This window comes from Lederbergia citri (assembly GCF_018343625.1).
Taxonomy (GTDB): Bacteria; Bacillota; Bacilli; order Bacillales; family Bacillaceae_C; genus Lederbergia; species Lederbergia citri.
On the sequence record NZ_JAGYPG010000002.1, the window covers coordinates 1,245,872 to 1,264,244 of the forward strand.

General features: G+C 36.2%; 16 protein-coding genes and 1 riboswitch. Of the genes, 10 read left to right on the forward strand and 6 right to left on the reverse strand.

What is annotated here, in order from left to right; translation table 11 throughout:
- Window positions 1-3 precede the first annotated feature (3 nt).
- Window positions 4-1,641, reverse strand: a complete 1,638-nt coding sequence (locus KHA97_RS14625; RefSeq protein ID WP_213125439.1) for an AAA family ATPase — start codon at window positions 1,639-1,641, stop codon at window positions 4-6.
- A gap of 367 nt (window positions 1,642-2,008) precedes the next feature.
- Window positions 2,009-2,092, forward strand: a riboswitch (cyclic di-GMP riboswitch).
- 27 nt (window positions 2,093-2,119) lie between these two features.
- On the opposite strand from KHA97_RS14625, the gene KHA97_RS14630 reads away from it, so the two are divergent.
- The 3 genes from KHA97_RS14630 (at window position 2,120) to nspC (ending at window position 6,402) form a co-directional block, all read left to right on the forward strand.
- Window positions 2,120-3,277 carry a hypothetical protein gene (locus KHA97_RS14630; RefSeq protein ID WP_213125440.1) on the forward strand — a complete coding sequence of 386 codons (1,158 nt, stop codon included), beginning with the start codon at window positions 2,120-2,122 and terminating at the stop codon, window positions 3,275-3,277.
- A 757-nt stretch (window positions 3,278-4,034) separates the two neighbouring features.
- Window positions 4,035-5,273, forward strand: coding sequence for a saccharopine dehydrogenase family protein (locus KHA97_RS14635; RefSeq protein ID WP_213125441.1), 1,239 nt, complete (start codon window positions 4,035-4,037; stop codon window positions 5,271-5,273).
- 1 nt (window position 5,274) lies between these two features.
- On the forward strand, window positions 5,275-6,402 hold the full coding sequence (gene nspC / locus KHA97_RS14640) for a carboxynorspermidine decarboxylase (RefSeq protein WP_213125802.1): 1,128 nt from the start codon (window positions 5,275-5,277) through the stop codon (window positions 6,400-6,402).
- A 259-nt stretch (window positions 6,403-6,661) separates the two neighbouring features.
- Here nspC and KHA97_RS14645 read toward each other — a convergent pair whose 3' ends face one another.
- The 3 genes from KHA97_RS14645 to KHA97_RS14655 all read right to left on the reverse strand — a co-directional run bounded on the left by KHA97_RS14645 (window position 6,662) and on the right by KHA97_RS14655 (window position 10,018).
- On the reverse strand, window positions 6,662-7,519 hold the full coding sequence (locus tag KHA97_RS14645) for a chemotaxis protein (protein WP_213125442.1): 858 nt from the start codon (window positions 7,517-7,519) through the stop codon (window positions 6,662-6,664).
- Window positions 7,520-7,700: 181 nt separating this feature from the next.
- Window positions 7,701-8,708, reverse strand: a complete 1,008-nt coding sequence (locus KHA97_RS14650) for an alpha/beta fold hydrolase (RefSeq protein WP_213125443.1) — start codon at window positions 8,706-8,708, stop codon at window positions 7,701-7,703.
- 542 nt (window positions 8,709-9,250) lie between these two features.
- Window positions 9,251-10,018: an alpha/beta fold hydrolase gene (locus KHA97_RS14655; protein ID WP_213125444.1), complete on the reverse strand. Its 768-nt coding sequence runs from the start codon at window positions 10,016-10,018 to the stop codon at window positions 9,251-9,253.
- 183 nt (window positions 10,019-10,201) lie between these two features.
- Here KHA97_RS14655 and KHA97_RS14660 point away from each other — a divergent pair, with 183 nt between their 5' ends.
- Together KHA97_RS14660 and KHA97_RS14665 are read left to right on the forward strand one after the other, a co-directional pair.
- Window positions 10,202-11,587 (forward strand): sensor histidine kinase, encoded by a 1,386-nt coding sequence (locus tag KHA97_RS14660; RefSeq protein ID WP_213125445.1) that lies wholly within the window; start codon window positions 10,202-10,204, stop codon window positions 11,585-11,587.
- Window positions 11,559-12,134, forward strand: coding sequence for a response regulator transcription factor (locus KHA97_RS14665; RefSeq protein ID WP_213125446.1), 576 nt, complete (start codon window positions 11,559-11,561; stop codon window positions 12,132-12,134). The genes KHA97_RS14660 and KHA97_RS14665 overlap by 29 nt, the downstream gene beginning before the upstream one ends.
- Before the next feature lie 24 nt (window positions 12,135-12,158).
- On the opposite strand, the gene KHA97_RS14670 is transcribed toward KHA97_RS14665, so the two are convergent.
- Complete coding sequence (locus tag KHA97_RS14670; protein ID WP_213125447.1) at window positions 12,159-12,980, reverse strand: CPBP family intramembrane glutamic endopeptidase; 822 nt, start codon at window positions 12,978-12,980, stop codon at window positions 12,159-12,161.
- 145 nt (window positions 12,981-13,125) lie between these two features.
- Between KHA97_RS14670 and KHA97_RS24060 the strand changes: the two genes are divergently transcribed.
- From KHA97_RS24060 to KHA97_RS14685, 4 genes are all read left to right on the forward strand, one after another.
- Entirely contained in the window at window positions 13,126-13,455 is a 330-nt protein-coding gene (locus tag KHA97_RS24060) for an alpha/beta fold hydrolase (protein ID WP_233713490.1), read from the forward strand.
- Window positions 13,456-13,463: 8 nt separating this feature from the next.
- On the forward strand, window positions 13,464-14,003 hold the full coding sequence (locus tag KHA97_RS24065; RefSeq protein ID WP_233713491.1) for an alpha/beta fold hydrolase: 540 nt from the start codon (window positions 13,464-13,466) through the stop codon (window positions 14,001-14,003).
- Between the two features lie 111 nt (window positions 14,004-14,114).
- Window positions 14,115-14,636, forward strand: coding sequence for a hypothetical protein (locus tag KHA97_RS14680; RefSeq protein WP_213125448.1), 522 nt, complete (start codon window positions 14,115-14,117; stop codon window positions 14,634-14,636).
- 47 nt (window positions 14,637-14,683) lie between these two features.
- Complete coding sequence (locus KHA97_RS14685) at window positions 14,684-15,262, forward strand: DJ-1/PfpI family protein (RefSeq protein ID WP_213125449.1); 579 nt, start codon at window positions 14,684-14,686, stop codon at window positions 15,260-15,262.
- 98 nt (window positions 15,263-15,360) lie between these two features.
- Here KHA97_RS14685 and nagZ read toward each other — a convergent pair whose 3' ends face one another.
- Window positions 15,361-17,091, reverse strand: a complete 1,731-nt coding sequence (gene nagZ, locus KHA97_RS14690) for a beta-N-acetylhexosaminidase (RefSeq protein WP_213125450.1) — start codon at window positions 17,089-17,091, stop codon at window positions 15,361-15,363.
- A 677-nt stretch (window positions 17,092-17,768) separates the two neighbouring features.
- Between nagZ and KHA97_RS14695 the strand changes: the two genes are divergently transcribed.
- The gene (locus KHA97_RS14695) at window positions 17,769-18,320 is read left to right on the forward strand and encodes a DJ-1/PfpI family protein (protein WP_213125451.1); all 552 of its coding nucleotides are present in this window, start codon (window positions 17,769-17,771) and stop codon (window positions 18,318-18,320) included.
- Window positions 18,321-18,373: the final 53 nt, after the last annotated feature.

Here is an 18,373-nt window from a genome sequence, read left to right on the forward strand (position 1 = left end):
TTTCTAAAAATCAATCGTACGGCCTCCGCGTGATGTACTAATATCACTATCAGCTGTCTCAACACTTTCACTATATTCTGATCGATCTTCAAACGGAGTTGCCGCTACAGCTCTTACATTGGCCCAGTCTCGAATACTTTTAATCTGCTCCGCTTGCGTGACTGATAATGGGATAATTTGTTTGCATATTTTTTCAAAATCATTCATTGTTACACTTCGCTCTTCGTAAAATGCCTCAAATAATCCATTTATGACCACTTGTTCGATTTCAGCACCGACAAATCCTTCTGTTAATCCTGCAAGAGTATTTAGATTGTCCTGATTGATTTGGAAGTTACCATAAATTTCAGGATCTTTTAACCTTTTCTCTAAATGAACTCTGAAAATCTCAATTCTTTCCCGATGTGTCGGCAAATCCACAAAAAATATTTCATCAAATCGACCTTTTCGCAATAATTCCGTAGGCAAACTAGATATATTATTCGCGGTGGCGATAACAAATACAGGCTTTTCCTTTTCTTGCATCCACGTTAGAAAATGCCCAAAGATTCTAGAAGTTGTTCCCCCGTCTCCCGATGAGTTTACTCCATTAAAACCTTTTTCGATCTCGTCAATCCATAATATTGAAGGGGCAATCGCTTCTGCTGTTTGAATCGCTTTTCTCATATTTTCTTCACTGCTTCCAACGAGCCCGCTAAATATTTTTCCGATGTCGAGCCGTAATAAAGGAAGTTGCCACATCTCGCTAATGGCCTTACTGATAAGACTTTTACCACATCCGGGTACACCAGTAATCAGAACTCCTTTTGGAGCAGGAAGACCATATTTTTGAGCTGACTCGAGCCATGACTTATTTCTTTTTCGCAACCATCTTTTTAAATTTTCCAGTCCTCCTACATCCTTCATATTTAACCGGTTATTAATAAATTCAAGAATTTCTGTCTTTTTAATGATTTGTTCTTTTTCGCCAAGAACTACTTCCACATCTTTTATGGAAAGCTTTCCATCCTCTACCATAGCCCGAGCAAATGCATTTTCCGCCTCAGATAAAGTAAGTCCCAGAGCTGCATTTACGAGTTTTTCTTTTTCCTCTTCATTTAGACTTATTTCAATCCGACCACTTTGTTTATTAACAGCAATCATTTCGTCCAATATTTCTTTGATTTCATTGAATGTAGGTAAGTTAAAATCAAATATAGTAATATCCTTCTCAAGATCATGAGGAAGTATCAAGACTGGAGAAAGAAATACAACGTTTTTTGGATTGGAGCTGTGCTTTAATTTTGAACTAATATCTCTTAATTTACGGATCACTTGATGATCTGGCTGACGCCCTTCACCACCAAAAAATATATGAAAATCTTGAAGCACAAAAATAGCTGGACTTTGATAATTTTCAATCATTTCCAAGGCTTTGATTGCAGATTTTGTATCAGCTCTCCCAGTTCCTTCTCCCTCAAAGCCAGTAGTTAGCTTCCAAGTAAGTACTTTTCTTTCTGTCTTAATTAATTCCTGATTAGAAGCAATTGAATGTATGAGTGAAAGTACTCTATCCTCTTCCCATGTCGCTACATAAAGAAAGGGAAAACGCGCCTTAAACAAATTCGCCATTAACCTTTCTCTATCAATCTTTTTCTCCATTTATTAAACCCCTTTCCATTTATATTCGTTCAGCATATATATGTTTCGAATTAGATTTCTCTGGTCTCTTACCCTTTATTATATTAAAACCTATGAACAAAGACTATCAGTTCATAGGTTTTGTGAACGAATTCTATTATTTCGATTGAAAAAACAACTAAGTGTATAGATAAAGTTAAGGCGGGCGCGGAATTACAAGTTCGTCTTATTTTCTATCGACCTTTATCTTCGTTAATTTTGTCGAAAGTTTATCTTCTATTGTCGATAAGAAATAGTACATTTTACCTATCGTTCTATTTATAATAATTATAAGGCAAATGTGTTCGATATAATGAATGTGGCCACGATTATATTGAAAACAGAACCTCACCGTTAGGGGTGCAATGATGCATAGTCTTTATGTGGACACTTGGATTATGCGGAGCAAGTAGTGTAACCGACCCTCTTATTAAAAAAATATAAGAGGAGAATTGAATTCATGTTAAAAATCTATTCAAAAAAGATGGTTTCTGCTATTGTCGCCAGTTCCCTAGTATTTGGATTAGGTGCCGTTGTTAGTGCGGCTCCAAAAGATGATGGAAAGCAAACAGGACGGACTGAACAAAATGTTCAAACAGGAGCTATTAGCTTCAATGATGTAACTGTCCCAAGATATGCGAAAGAAATAAAATTATCAGGTACCGTCGTAATGGATGGCCCGCAATTAGTTGTAGACATTCCTGGCGCAACAAAAACGACCGTAACAAAAATTGCGGATAAAAAATGGAAATACGAGGCTACAGTTGATGTATCTGCTATAGAAGGTGACGCAGAGATTAAAATTTCTGCGTATACCATTTACACGAACGGTAAGCCAGCGGGAAGCGTTCATACAAGTGCACCTACTGCCATTCAAAAGATTCACGTACCATATGTAATTTCTACGGTTGCCGAAAACACAGAGTGGACGGCTTATGATCGTTCAGCAAATCAATTCACTTTGGCTTATGATGAAGTGGAAAATTGGTCAGTTGGAGATCCTGTTATTACGTCAAAGACAATGAGTGTACAAGGGATGGATAAGGAAGTTAAAGTATTGGGTACTATTCTCAAGGTTCCAACCGCCATTCAAGACTTTGTCTTCTCTCAGGAGGATCCTAAATGGGACTTCGATTCAAACACGAATACGTATTCAGCTACTTTTAACATCCTAATTACAGATAGTAAAGGTAACGTTACGACTGAATCGGTAACAAAAACTGGTTTAACACCAGGCGAAGTAAATGCAGTTTCCCATTCACTCACGGATGGTTTCGGAACGATAACCAAAACACAAGAAATCACTGTTCCTGCTGCTCCTGCTTTACCAGTTGTTGATGTGGTGGCTGTGAAACTAAGCAGCTTACAATTGACTCTTACAGAACAAAATAAAGAACAATTTAAGGTAAAAGCTTCATATACTATTCATTATTCCGACGGATCGAGTAAAAACATAGAAAATGAGCAATTAGGCGGCACCATCAAAAATCCCACTTCCAAAAACCAAACTTCATCCACAGAAGTATTTAATATTGGAGGATTAGTTTACAATGTTACTGTAACTTACGTTTCCACTACAAAAACGTATGAAGTTACCGCTGCATTAAAACAAAAATAAGCTGACTTATTTCCAGCTTCAGATTGCCGACAAAAGGCATTGGGAATGATCTACTTCCTAATGCCTTTAACAATTTTGGCATATGTTCTTAAACTACGGGTTTGAAGTTTGCTCGTTTTTTTGCTCTAAATTCCTTTCTAATTTTATCGGGTCAAATTAGGAACTAGGTCGACTATCATATCCTGCCAACGAAAATTTTTCACTAAATAATTTTTTTTTTAGATTACCTATTGATATTTTTCCTACATGTTGTTACTCTAAAAAAGAATTATTTTGGAAAGCTGTTATTCAATATCTAGAGTCTTTCCAAGCAGATAATGTTTTGACCACTTCTTTATGGAGTTAAGGCCATGCGGACAGCCGGGTCAAATGCCGATTGGCGACTTTCGTTGCCTTATTGATTGAGTTAAAAGCTCAACTTTTATAAGTTGGTTACTTTACAACCAGTGCATATTGCACACAACTTGTGAAACGGTCAATAAGAGTGTCAAAAGTAATTATTTGCTATATAGACTCTGATCCCATGATGGAATATTGAATAGGAAGAAGCTCTCTACCATAATGGATTTTTATGGAAGATGTATACGTATGGCTTTTGGTCATAGGTATGCGTGTGCCTTTTTATATTTAATATTGTATCTAAAGCAAGTGTTGTGCGCGCTTATGCGTCATTTCACTTGCTTTTTTGTCGTTTCGCAACTGTAGGGATGAATTTCTCTTAGTACCACCAAATCTATCTAGTAAGGGGAGTAAAAGAATGGGAAAAGCACTTATTATTGGTTGTGGTGGAGTGGCATCCGTTGCTATTCACAAATGTGTTCAAAACAGCGAGGTATTTGAAGAAATTTGTATCGCAAGTCGTACAAAGTCAAAATGTGATGCTTTAAAAGCGAAACTAGATGGCGGCAAAACAAAAATTACAACAGCACAAGTTGATGCAGATAATGTAGATGAATTAATCGCATTAATCGAAGAAGTAAAACCAGATATCGTTATGAATTTGGCATTACCATATCAAGATTTAACAATCATGGATGCTTGTCTGGCAACAAAAACACATTATATGGATACTGCGAACTATGAGCCGGAAGATACGGCAAAATTTGAATATAAATGGCAATGGGAGTATCGCGAGCGCTTTGAAAAAGCTGGAATTACAGCTCTTTTAGGCAGTGGCTTCGACCCTGGTGTAACAGGAGTATTCTCAGCTTATGCCCTTAAACATCATTTCGATGAAATTGAATACATCGACATTCTAGACTGCAATGCCGGCGACCATGGCTATCCTTTTGCAACAAACTTCAATCCTGAAATTAATATTCGCGAGGTTTCTGCAAACGGGAGATATTGGGAAAAAGGCGAATGGATTGAAACGAAGCCAATGGAAATCAAGCGCGTATATAATTTCCCTGAAATTGGCGAAAAAGACATGTACTTGCTTTACCACGAAGAGCTTGAATCTCTTGCGGTAAATATTCCTGGAATCAAGCGCATCCGTTTCTTCATGACTTTTGGCCAAAGCTATCTTACACACTTAAAATGTCTTGAAAACGTCGGAATGACTTCAATTGAGCCAATTGAATTTGAAGGAAAACAAATCATTCCGTTACAATTCTTGAAAGCTGTATTGCCTGATCCTGCTTCACTTGGACCACGCACAAAAGGTAAAACAAACATCGGCTGTATTTTTAGAGGTAAAAAAGACGGTAAAGAAAAAACGTATTATGTATATAATGTTTGTGACCATGAAGAATGTTACAAAGAAGTAGGCTCTCAAGCAGTTTCCTACACAACAGGAGTTCCTGCTATGATTGGCGCCATGATGGTGATGACTGGAAAATGGAACAAACCTGGCGTATACAATATTGAAGAATTCGATCCAGATCCATTCATGGAGGCACTGAATATTTGGGGCCTTCCATGGAAAGAAGACTTTAATCCAGAGCTTGTTGATCATGAGCCTATTAAAGAAAAAGAATTGGAGCTCGTCAGGTAAGATGCGCCTTGAGGAATTACCAACACCTTGCTATATAGTCGATGAAGAATTACTTGAAAAAAATCTAAAAATCCTGAATGGGGTTAGGGAACGTACAGGATGTAAGATTATTTTGGCTCAAAAAGCATTTTCAATGTTTAAACTGTATCCGTTGATTGGACAATATTTAAACGGTGCAACAGCTAGCGGATTATACGAGGCGCGATTAGGCTACGAAGAAATGGGAAAAGAAAACCACGTCTTTTCCCCTGCCTATCGTGAGGATGAAATAGACGAAATCGTAGAAATCTGTGACCATATTATTTTTAATTCCTTCTCACAAGTTGAAAAGTTTAAAGATAAAGTCCTGAAGGCCGGAAAAAAAGTGGGAGTGCGCATTAACCCTGAATGTTCTACACAGGTCGGGCATGCAATTTATGATCCTTGTGCGCCGGGTTCAAGATTCGGTGTAAAACAAGAGCATTTCCGCCCCGATTTGCTTGAGGGTATTTCAGGGCTTCATTTCCACACACTTTGCCAGCAAAACGCCGACGATTTAGAAACAACTTTGAACGCAGTGGAAGAAAAGTTTGGACCATGGCTATCTGAAATGGAATGGATTAATTTCGGAGGCGGCCACCATATTACGAGAGAAGACTACGATATTCCATTACTTGAAAAATGTATTAAGAGAATGCAAGACAAGTATGGATTAGAAGTATATCTCGAACCTGGTGAAGCTGTTGCGCTTAATGCAGGGTTCCTAGTCACTACGGTCCTAGATACACTTGAAAACGGAATGGAAATTGCCATTCTTGATACATCTGCTACATGCCATATGCCGGATGTATTGGAGATGCCTTATCGCCCTCCACTTCAAGAATCAGGAGAAGCCGGAGAAAAACCATTCACATATCGACTTGGCGGACAAACTTGCCTAGCAGGCGATATTATCGGAGACTACTCGTTCGATCAGCCATTAAAAAGCGGAGATCGCCTCGTTTTCGAAGACATGGCCATCTATTCCATGGTGAAAAACACTACTTTTAACGGCATGGCACTACCTGCCATCGTTGTAAAAGATAAAAGTGGAGATTACGAAGTTGTACATGAATTTGGCTACCAGGATTTTAAGATGAGGTTAGCGTAGTAGCGATTTTAAAATGCAGAGTAGCTTTTAAAGAACCAGAATCCGAAAATTAGGAATCTGGTTCTTTATGAAAAGAACCAGAATCCGAAAATTAGGAATCTGGTTCTTTATGATTTTTCAATGGATTATTTTGGACAAGGTTAATCTATTCTGTTCGCATTTTTCCATTATCCAATATTAGAGGAAATACTCTATGGTAAATAAATTTTTGTTTTTTCAAAAAAAGAATCCGATAACGGATCAAGCAATCTAGCAAATTTTATTTATTGTTTATCTGCTTCCAAGTAAGAACTAAACCATCTACTATTCGGTCAATAACATGCTCATCGGTAAGATAGCTTGAATGAGATAGTGGATTCCAACTTGTTAATATGTTACCTACTTTTACTTCTCTATCTTCGTTAACAGCAGCATGATAATTTTCATCTACAGGTCTTAACGGAAACCCTAAAACATCATTTTTATTATAAAAATTGATCCATTCACCATTTAAACCAGGATGGTAGTTTTGGAGGCTTCTGGAGGGAATATTAATTGGGCGGCTGAAGTTATAGTAGCGTAAACTCCATAGTGGGAGGGTAGTCCCCATCGTATAAAATAGGGTTAAAGTATCCCCTCTTTCCAAAGGTGATGATTCATTTACAATGGAGGTAACTTCATTTTGTTTAAATTGTAAATCGTAAAAATAATTACTTGCAATTACAGAACCTAAACTATGTGAAATGACGCATAAAGGAGCAAGATCCCCAGCTATTACAGAAAGAATATTAAGATGCTCACCTATTTTCTTGTGTACTCTCTCATAATTTTGTCTCGCCGTCTCTACGGGCTGATATGCAATGGCATCGCCTAAATAAGTAATAAGGAATCTTCTTAGTCCTTGATAATTCAATTCGTTATCCTGAACCAATATTTTAAATAGCTCTTCCTCCCTATCATTAAATACCGTTGCCCATAGTATCGGTTGAATGACAAGCTGTGAAGCAGGATCTTCAACCAAATACTCCAATTTTTTAGCGAATTCATTTCTAATCTTTTCGATTGTTTCCTTAGCAAAATCCTCCTCCTTTTGATCTCCCATTCCATGAATTATGGCTATAGCTATCTTTTTATACATATCCATCTCCCTTTAAAATAATTGTAAACTCATGATGATCTATAAGACATGGTATGCAAGCTTGTTTAATTTGAAAGGATACTTGTACTAACTTGTAAAAAAAGAGGTCAGAGTAGAATTTTATAGTACTGGAAGGTAGTAATCTTTTACAATCCGGATGTATTAAAAGACGAGCTTGGAATTACAAGCCCGTCATCGATTGCTCCCTAATGTTCAAATATCTATTTTTTGCCTCTAAAACAATTCGAGTAAATTTCTCTCGCTCTTCAAAGTTTGGTGAGTGAGCTGATTTATTAAATATAAACCATTCTTTAAAGGGAGCCTCTATTGTATTAAAAAACTCTTTTGTGGGTAAGGAAGGCACCGTTAAGTCATGACTGCCCATTATAAAGGAAATTGGAACTTTCACTTCTTTCACTTCATTAGTTAAATCAAATTGTCTCAATTCATCTAGCATTGCTTTCATGCTAAATAATTGACCATTTACATATTTCATAGCATCAAATATTGTATATTCCTTACTTTTAAGTAGTTTTTTAACAATCTCATTTACGAGTTTACCATCGTGAGAGATTCCTCCACCCATTAGCTCTAGGTATTTCTGATGAACTCGATCATGTTTTAAGTGCTTCCATGGCGGTTTTCCAATTTTCTCTAAATCTTTAATGGCTTTCTGATTGTTTGTCTCCCTTGCTCTTTCCAATAATAATTCGTAGGATAATTCCTCTGCTTTACTCATATTTACTACTTGTGAAACCCCAAAATAGTGGATAAAATGTTCAGGAAATTTACTTATTGCTAACATCCCTAACAAACTTCCCCAGGAATGACCTAATAAGAACACTTTCTCTTTATGAAAATCTCTCTTAATATAGTCCACTACTTCGATTGCATCATGTAAAAATTGATTTATATTCATTGTTTCAATTGGGATGCTGTTTTTATACGATAAGCCAGCACCCCTTTGATCCCAATTAACAACAATAAAATGCTTTTCTAGCTCTTGTTGATATTCCCTAATAAAACCAATTTGAGCAGCACCCGGTCCTCCGTGGAGCATCAATAGTAATGGAAGATTTTTATTTTCTCCTCTGATTAATAGCCATTGATCCACCCCGCCAATATTCACTTTTCTTATCTCAGAAATGGCATTTGTACCTTCTATCTTTGGCGTCATTCTACTAAACATGGATTATTTCCTTTCTAATTCAATGAATGATAAACCAAATTCGTTTATTAAAAATAATTGAAGCAATTTCATTACCAGGCTTTGCATAATTCCATGCTTCTCCATCTGTGCCTAAATAATAATAAGAATTTATGTATCCGGGCCAGTAAAAGATATAAGGTACTAAATAAAGACCGATAAACCAGGTGAAGATCATTTATTTATTTCGAATCATCTGCAAGTAATTGCATGAACATCATACAGTTATAAATAACCCATATCGTTTGAATTCAAAATAAAAAATTTTCCTGCCAATTCCAATCTCTTTTAGTCAATCGTCCACATTCCCTTACTTTTCCTTTATATAGTATTATTATCCTACTAGGATTCTTTTGGTCAAGTATCTCTTTATTGAAATTAGGAATTTTATAAAAATTATAAAAATTCACAACAACCATCGTATTTTTTCCATAAATTAAAATCCCAACAGTGATTATGTTGGGATTTTATGAAAAGACTATGTTCAGCGAGCTAAACAACTCCAACGTTATTGCTACTTTTATTTAGTTTAATAAAAAATCATTTACTAATTGATTTACAATCTCTTTCAGTTCTGCAGGCAGGCAATGAGAACAATTAGGAATTAATTTAGCTTTTATGTTTGGAAAACTGTCTGCATACACAACGGCTTTTTTAGTAGATGAATAGACAACTTCTTGCTCCCCAATTATTACGAGCGTCATTGGTTTCAAACTTTCTAACTCTTCCCTTTCAAATACTTTAGGCACTACACGCAACTGAATTTTCCCATATTTATAGCCTTTGTAAAATTGTTGATAGAGGATTTCATCAGGCGCATTGTGTTTAGCAAACATCCATTTATACAAAGCTCGAATAAAGAAAGCATTTTTTGCTGTCATAGCCGGAAATAATTTAAAAGGGAATTTCCAATTTAGACTGGCAAAACTCATTACAGGAGCAAGCAAAACCAACTTCTTTACACGCTTGGAATTCAAACTGAATTGTAAAGAAATCCAGCCTCCCATTGAATGACCAACTAGAAAAATATCATCCAGATCTAAAGTATCCAGTACTTCATCTAGCCAAATATTAATATCTTCAGGAGAAGAGATTGGTTTCGTACATTCACTTTTCCCAAAATCTCCTATTATATCAATCGCAAATACTCTAAAATGTTGACTCCACTCAGGTGCATTGGCAAACCACATGGTAGAGCTTACCGTCATTCCGTGAATTAATACCAGAGGCGGAGCGTCTTTTGGCCCACATATGATGACATGCGTTTTTCCGAATGATGTATCAATATACACACTTTCTATTTCCACCTTCCATTGTTTAAGGGCGAGATCGTAGCTCTCATAATAGGATTTTTTATTCTCTTCATCATTAAATATTAAATAGGACATATGACACCACATTTCTTTTAAAATTGATTGGTAAAATGCATACACGTCTTATATACTGTTTTTAGAAAAGCAGAATAGGAGAATAGTATGGTCTCGCATTTTTTCCAATATTCCTTTATATATGTGTATTTTGCTATCAGTTTTATTTTTGTTTGTTTATTTTTTATATCTTTACCTAAACGAATACTTCCTTATTTGATTTACTTCAGCTTGTTTGTAGCAGCGATAGCGATTAATTTGCTGGGAGTTTGGCATATGCCAGCCGCCATTACCTATTCGTCCATCATCAAGTATGCTTCATACGGAGCCAGCACATTTTTCTTCCTATTTTATGAACAAATCTTTGGGCAAGGATTTAAAAAAATAAATCGTCGATTATGGCAGCTACATCTCTTATGTTGGATTTTAATTTCGGTCTGCTCCTTGTTTTCGATCATTCGTCTAGAGGATACGTTTCTCCCATATAGCGTACTTAATATCTTATCCATTATTTATATTGTCATCGCCACCATCGTAAAGGCATTTTCGGGAAACAAAGATGCGCGCATCATCAATGTTGGACTCATCTGTTTAGCCATTACGATAATGATTGATATCCTTTCTGCTGTTAGATTGGTTAATTACGCTTCTCTCCAAACGGGATCATGGGGATTATTGATATTCATAGGCTGTGTCACAACTATTTTACTTAAACGGTATGTTGCCAAAGGTTCTATTTTTGAGCCTCTCACCTTTCATAATGATCCAATCGATTTAAAATTGAAAGCTGATTCGATGGTTATGCACATACTTAAAAATGAAATTAGCCGTTTATCTTATTTAAATGAACGTAGTAAACGAATGCTAGCAACTGTTGAGATACCGATAAAGGATGCCATTGAGAAAAATTTTAATGAGATGGATGAATCCTTGCAGCATATGAACAATATGATTCTTGCTGTTAAAAAAACCGATGATATTGAACTAAATCCAAGAAAGCTTTTCTTCAATACCGTTATCCTTGAAACACTTTCAGCCTTTAAATCAGGACACCCGACAATTGATTTTTCAATAGATTTATCTACTACTATCGAATTAGACATTGATCCTTTGCACATTAGAGAGTGCATCACGAATGTATTATCCAACAGTGTTGAAGCCATCGAACACCAAAATGGCAAAATACACATTCATTTATATCAAAAACAACATGACGCCATCCTTGATATAACAGATAATGGAAAAGGGATTCACAAACATCACTTGCACGATGTAATCACACCCTTATTTACTACAAAAACATCCTTTTCCAACTATGGCGTCGGCCTTTATTATGTTTATTTTGTTGTAAAAAAACATGGTGGTTCGCTTTCGATTCCTTATTCGGAAGTCGGAAAAGGGACAACCATTTGCATTCAGCTTCCGGTCTCTACAAACTCGAAAACATTTTGGAGCGTGAACGCTTTTGGAAAAAATAAAAGTCATGCTGGTTGAAGATGATCCAAGATGGCAAAAAGATATCGCTTATGACCTTGAAATGGAACCCGATATTGAGGTTGTCAAAATTGCTTCTACAAAGGAAGAAGCTGTAGGAGCAGCTAGCCAACTTCAGTTAGACGTCATTCTCATGGATATCAATTTGACGGAATCTAATCTAGATGGGATTGAGGCTACATTTGAAATTTCAAGGCTAGGAAAAGACATTAAAATCATCATGTTAACCTCTATAACTGAACGTGAGACAATTATTAAAGCGATAGAATTTGGAGCTGCTAACTATGTCAGCAAATCCAGCATCCAAGATATTCTTGCATGTATTCGCGAAGCTTATCATAATCAGATTTCCCTGCACCCAGATGCAACAGGGGCGATCCTTAGAGAAATCCGCCTTAAATCTCTTACACCTATGGAAAAAAATATTTATACCTTAAAAGAAGAAGGATATACACGCTCTCAAATGGCCGAATATTTTCATACCACATTAGATACGATCGGCACTCACATGAAAAATATTTCCAAAAAACTAAGACGTTTTCGTTAGGGAGGGGAAAAATCCTCCTCCTTTTTATTTTTCAAAACTTATTTCAAAGTCACTTTTATGAATAATGGAACTCGTCCTTTGTTTCATGAATAACCAAAATATAAGGGCACACATCGTTATTTTGAAAACAATCACAACAACTTCTTCCATCGCCGTTACGGATCTTGGACCTTCTATATTCATACCAAATGAATTTATAAAACTGTGGAATAAGACACAGAGAAAAATGCTTTTTGTTTTTACGTAAATCACTGCAAGAACAAGAGTAATCCCTAGTAATGACAAAAACGCCATCATAAAACTAGAACCAAACTGTGGAGTGCCTTTCATGAACCATAACGGCAAATGCCATATTGCCCATATTGGAAAAATGATTAGATCTGAAACTAAGATAGAATACTTTTTACATAGCTCTGGTAGAAGAAGCCCTCTCCAGCCAACCTCTTCCAAACCACCACCTATAATCGAGACGGGCAGGGTTAAAAAAATCAAATAAAGCGGCTGGTTAAAATGTAATAAAAACTCACCAGTAAAAACCAAATGTAAGAGACTAGGCGTAATGATTAAAATAAATGGGACAATCATGCTGAATATATACCAGCCAATATGGACTCTTGCATGAATCGTTTGTTTCAATAGCGCTTTTACTTCTCCTTTTTCTCCCCACACACCTCTAACTAGAATGGCGGCAACAACCGGACCAAGCAATCCTCCAAGACCGTATAAAATATAAGAAAATTGCCCTGGTTGTAACGGAACATCCTGATTTATTCCAAGTACAGTAATCCAAGCTCCCCACGTAATCGTAAAATTAATAAGTAAAAAATAAAGTATCTTTTTATTCACTGAAAACCCTCCATAAAACTTATAGGATTATCATACTGAGAATGTTCAATGTTAGGGAGGGTGATTTTTTCTACCCTTGAATTTTTCTTCATACTAATTACACTAAAAGATAATAAAGGTTAATTGTTGAGATTGGGGTGCCATGATGGGTAAAGGAACCATTTATAAAGGTAAAGAAGGAAAACAGATTATTACAGATCATTATGAGGACTATGTAAAATCATTTAAGTTTGATGTCGAAAGAATGTATGTTGAAACAAGCTATGGCAAAACCCATGTTCTTATAGCGGGTCCTAAAGAGGGTAAGCCCATTTTTTTATTTCAAGGTGGAAATTGTATTAATCCAATGACCTTAACTTGGTTTATACCACTAGTAGAAAAGTATAGAATTTATGCACCTGATACAATTGGTCACCCTGGATACAGTGATGAAAATAGAATTTCAGCGAAGGATATAGCTTTGCTTTATGGATAGAGGAACTAATGAACCATTTTCATATTGATCGTTGTGCCTTTATTGGTCCATCCTACGGTGCTGGAATCATTTTAAGATTAGCTGCATTTTTACCAAGCAAAATTGATTGTTCCATTTTGGTCGCACCAGCAGGAATAAGCTTAGGGTCAAAAATGAGAATGATAAAAAATATATTACTTCCTTTAATTCTATTTAATATGACTTCATTAGAAAAACATCTTCAGAAAATCACTAATATCATGTCGGATGATAGTATGAAAGAAATAGATAAAAGGATTATTGGCGATATATTTAAATACACAAAACTGGAACAGGAAATGCCTAAGTTAACAGAGAAGAAAGAACTAGCAAATTACAACTCACCTACTTTAATCATTGCAGGGGAAAAAGATGTATTTTTTCCCGAAAGTAAAGTGAAAAAAGCTGCCGAAGAAATCCTCCCGAATTTAACAGAGTTTAAAACTTATGATATGGGACACTTCCCATCAGAAGGGCATTTAATAAAAATTAATAAGGATATTATCGGTTTTTTAAATGCCCATTACTAGTTAGGGAGAATACCTGTCATTTGTTTCATCTGTGGATTATTATGCGAGCTGGATGCCAGAGAACAACTGGAAATATAGAAAAAGGAAATCTTAATGAAGGTGGAACGCTGATTGAAAATAAAAATGACTAAAAAAATGTTTAGTTCAATAGATAATATAGAACTTGGAAAAGCTTGTTTTGCACCAATCATACCAATGATTCGAGGGAAAAGCATCGAGATAAAGAAACAGATATATAATCAGTTATCGCCAGAGCAAAAAGATTTGTTTATGTTTTCTGTATACTATAATCATGCTGAAAAATCATTATATGAATTTTATTGGTGGAGTGCCTATTATTATGCCCAACCCGATGCCTGGATCGAACTCAAAAGAGCATTAATTCACTTCAAAGCAAAGTCAATGTTATGTATTTTAAACGAGTTAGAAGACTTCTTCAGGGAAAAAAACTACTCAAGAAATTTAGAAAATATAAATCTGTCTCAAAAAGATATAGATAACCAAGTGGATTTGCAAAATTTCATCCAATCAATGTTTACGAAATTCAAGGAGATTTCTCCTATTACGCTAAACAAAATTGGTGATTGCATAAGAGAGAATCCTTATCAATTTGTATATTTAGAGGATGTCTAAATCTAAAATTAATAAATAGAGAATACATTTGAAAAAGGGGAAAGTATATGACTAGGAGAAAAGCATTATTATTCATCTTCGAGGGATATTGTGAGTTTGAAATTGCTGTAGCAATCTCCATGTTAAGGAGCACTCATGACCTATACACGTTTGGACTTGAAAAAAAAGCGATTAAATCAGAAGCAGGATTGACCACATTACCAGATCTCACAGTAAATGAAATAGTTATAAATGAATATGATGTCCTAATTATACCCGGCGGGGATTTAAGACCAGTCGTGGAGTTTGAATCGAATGCATTATATGAAGTGACAAAACAATTTGTAGAGGCTAGAAAAATAACGGCTGCTATTTGTAGCGGCGTCTACGTGCTTGCTAAAGCTGGAGTTTTATCAGATGCTCCTTACACCGTTACGCTAGCAAAACCACAGCGAGAATTTCTTGGATGCTTCCAAGAGGATTATTATTGTTACCAGCCAACGCTTAAGCACAAAAATATTCTAACCGCTCAAGGACATGCCTTTGTTTCTTTCGGGATTGAATTGAATAAAATGATGAGTGACGTTAGTGAAGGATTGATTGATTTCTATAGTGGTAGGAGAAATCGAATGATGGAGGAAGGGTAATTTTTTGCCCTCTCTCATGATGGTTCATTAGTATATCGTAATACTATGGTAAAGAAAAAAGTGACAGATCCATTTTAGAAATGTCACTTGTAACAAGACTATTTTACATACTCATATAGGAGATCATTTATTGATTGGTTTATCTCCCCTATATTTACATGTCCCACTTTTGCATTGTCGAGTTTATATTTTCTTTTTAATGTAATGATTCTTTCAACACTTTGATTTATTCTTTGTTCGGAAATTTCTCCTTTTTGAACCGCGGATTTTATGGATGAAAAGGTCTCGACTATATAGTTATATTCGTGTCCGACTAAAATAATATCACTGCCTGACTTAAGCGATTGAACCGCAGCCCGCCCAATATCAAAGTGCTCTGTGATCGCTCCCATCGTCATATCGTCCGTTATAATCACACCGTTAAATCCAAGCTGATTTCTTAAAATATCCGTCATGATTGGTTTAGACATAGAAGCTGGAAAATTATCATCCAGTTGTGGAAGTAAGATATGGGCTACCATTACAACATCTGCCCCGTTATTGATCGCGCTCCTAAACGGAATGAGTTCAAGGTCTTCTAATTGTTTAAGGCTTTTATTTATAACTGGAAGCTCTAGATGGGAATCAACGGAAGTATCCCCATGGCCAGGAAAATGCTTAATTGTAGCGATAACATGTTGCGACTGTATACCTTTCATCGTTTCTATTCCAAGATCACTAACAATTTCTGGATTATTTCCAAACGACCTATCCCCGATAACGGGGTTTTTCGGATTGCTGTTGACATCAAGAACTGGAGCAAAGTCAAGATTGAAGCCAAATGCTTTTAACTCCTTGCCTAAAAGCATTCCCACCTTATAAGAAAACTGGCCATTATTTATTGCTCCGATCTCTTGATTTGTTGGAATATTGACCAATCCTCCAGGAAGCCTAGTAATGTGACCGCCCTCTTGATCTACTCCTAGTAAAGGAGGCAAAGTCTGGTCATAGGACTTTATTTCATTCAAAAGCTGAACCGATTGTTGAGGGCTTACTAAATTTTCTTTGTAAAAAATATATCCGCCAATTTTGTATTTTGTGATCAAGCTTTTATTATTAGCATCCAAAGTCGTACCGGTAATGCCAGCGAGAATCATCTGCCCTATTTTCTCATCTAAACTCATACCTTCAATGGTTTCTGATATACTTTTTTGTTGATTCGTTTGATTCTTTACTTGGGCTAAGACAGAAATATGATCCACTTTGGGATTCGGCACCTGATCTGAAGGCTTTGGTAAAATCCACTTTAAATCAGTTGTAGGGGCCACATGATAAACAAGAATGATTTGGTCATGGGTTTCGTCTTTGTAGTAGCGAACTTCATCTGGTTCACCGCCTATCTTCTTGACATCATTTAACGGAATGTTTTGTAATTCAGAATCGTAGGACCTAATGTCATTCACAATTTCTCCTACATAGCCAAGTACAACATAGTAATCTACATAATCTTCATAGATCCCACTATCTGCTTCTGTAGTGTGATTTGGCTCTCCCCATTCATGATGTACTTCCCTTGCTTTAGTCTTACCGGAAATAAAAGGGGTGTACACTACTTTCCCTTCTCTAGAAAATGAAAAGGTGTCCCTTATTAATACATCAAGGTCTTCATTTTTATCTGGTGGTTTGTTATTAGTCGGAGGTGCAACTATAGGGTTTTTGTCTGCTGGATTTTCTTTGAACAAACGGGTCCCTCCACCAATTAGTCCGAATGCATAGACAGCTAAAGCCAAAATAAGAAGAAGAAGCAGAAAGTATAGCCAATACAGTCGGGGATTTCGTTTTTTTGCCATTTAAAAATGCCCACTTTCCTATAAAAATTCGTACTAATCATGTACGAGGCTGTTGTGACAATGGAGATGTATGTGTATTTATTCATATTCATTTATGGCGAAATGATTAAAGCTATCTATTCTAATTGCTGAATAGATAGCTTTTTTGCAGTTTACCTTAAAATATATTTACTGTACGCACAATAATATGACTGCCTTTTGTTTACCTAATTGAAATCATCCGCTCAATAGCAAGTATCGCCGGTTGTTTCTTCTAAAGCGGTTATACGTTAGCTTCTTGTGCCTCTAGCATTAGATTTACCTTTTTTCTTTTGTTGTTCATCTGGTCGTTTTTCTTTACCATTTCGATTTTCTTTGTGTGCCTCTGAGTCTTTTACCATGTTATTCCCTCCGTAATCACTTAAGAATAGTTGCTAATACTGTTTAGCGTTGTTTAAAATTCTGGGAAACTTTATCCACATTAAATCTTACAAAAGCCAGTATTAGCATTAACCGTAATATACTGATTTATTCAGACTGTTATTTACCAGCATCTTTCTAGTTGGTTTCGTTCTGCTTTTTATAAAACGGTTATTTCATTTAAAGGGTTATTTCTTATTATTGTGGAATACATATGATGTGACACCATGGAGCGATAACACAATCTTGAACGACTAAAATTTTTTGGAGGTATGTTCATGAGTAAAAAAGTGTTAATCATTACCGGTGATGCAGTAGAGGCGCTAGAAGTGTTTTATCCTTATTATCGCTGTTTGGAAGAGGGGTTTGAAACAACGATCGCTTCACCTTCTGTCAAAAAGTTGTATACAGTGAGCCATGATTTTGTCGAAGGAACGGAAACATACGTGGAGAAGCCAGCGTATGGGTTAGATTCTCATGTGGCTTTTGCAGATGTGGATCCTACGGAATATGATGGACTAATCATACCTGGAGGACGGGCACCGGAATATATCCGTTTAGATGAATCAGTTCCAATAATTGTCCGCCATTTCTTCGAGGAAAACAAACCTGTTGGGGCAATCTGCCATGCGGCGCAGGTCCTTTCCGTTGTCCCTGATTTGATGAAAGGAAAAGAATATACGGCCTATATTGCTTGTAAACCAGATGTACAAGCATGCGGCGCCACATATATTGATGAGCACTTGCACGTCCACGAAAATCTTGTTTCCGGACATGCTTGGCCTGACCTGCCAGGATTTATGCGAGAGTTTATACGCTTATTAAACTAATAACTAAGATAACGCCTTTTCCAAATGAATGTGGAAAAGGCTTTTTTTGAGGA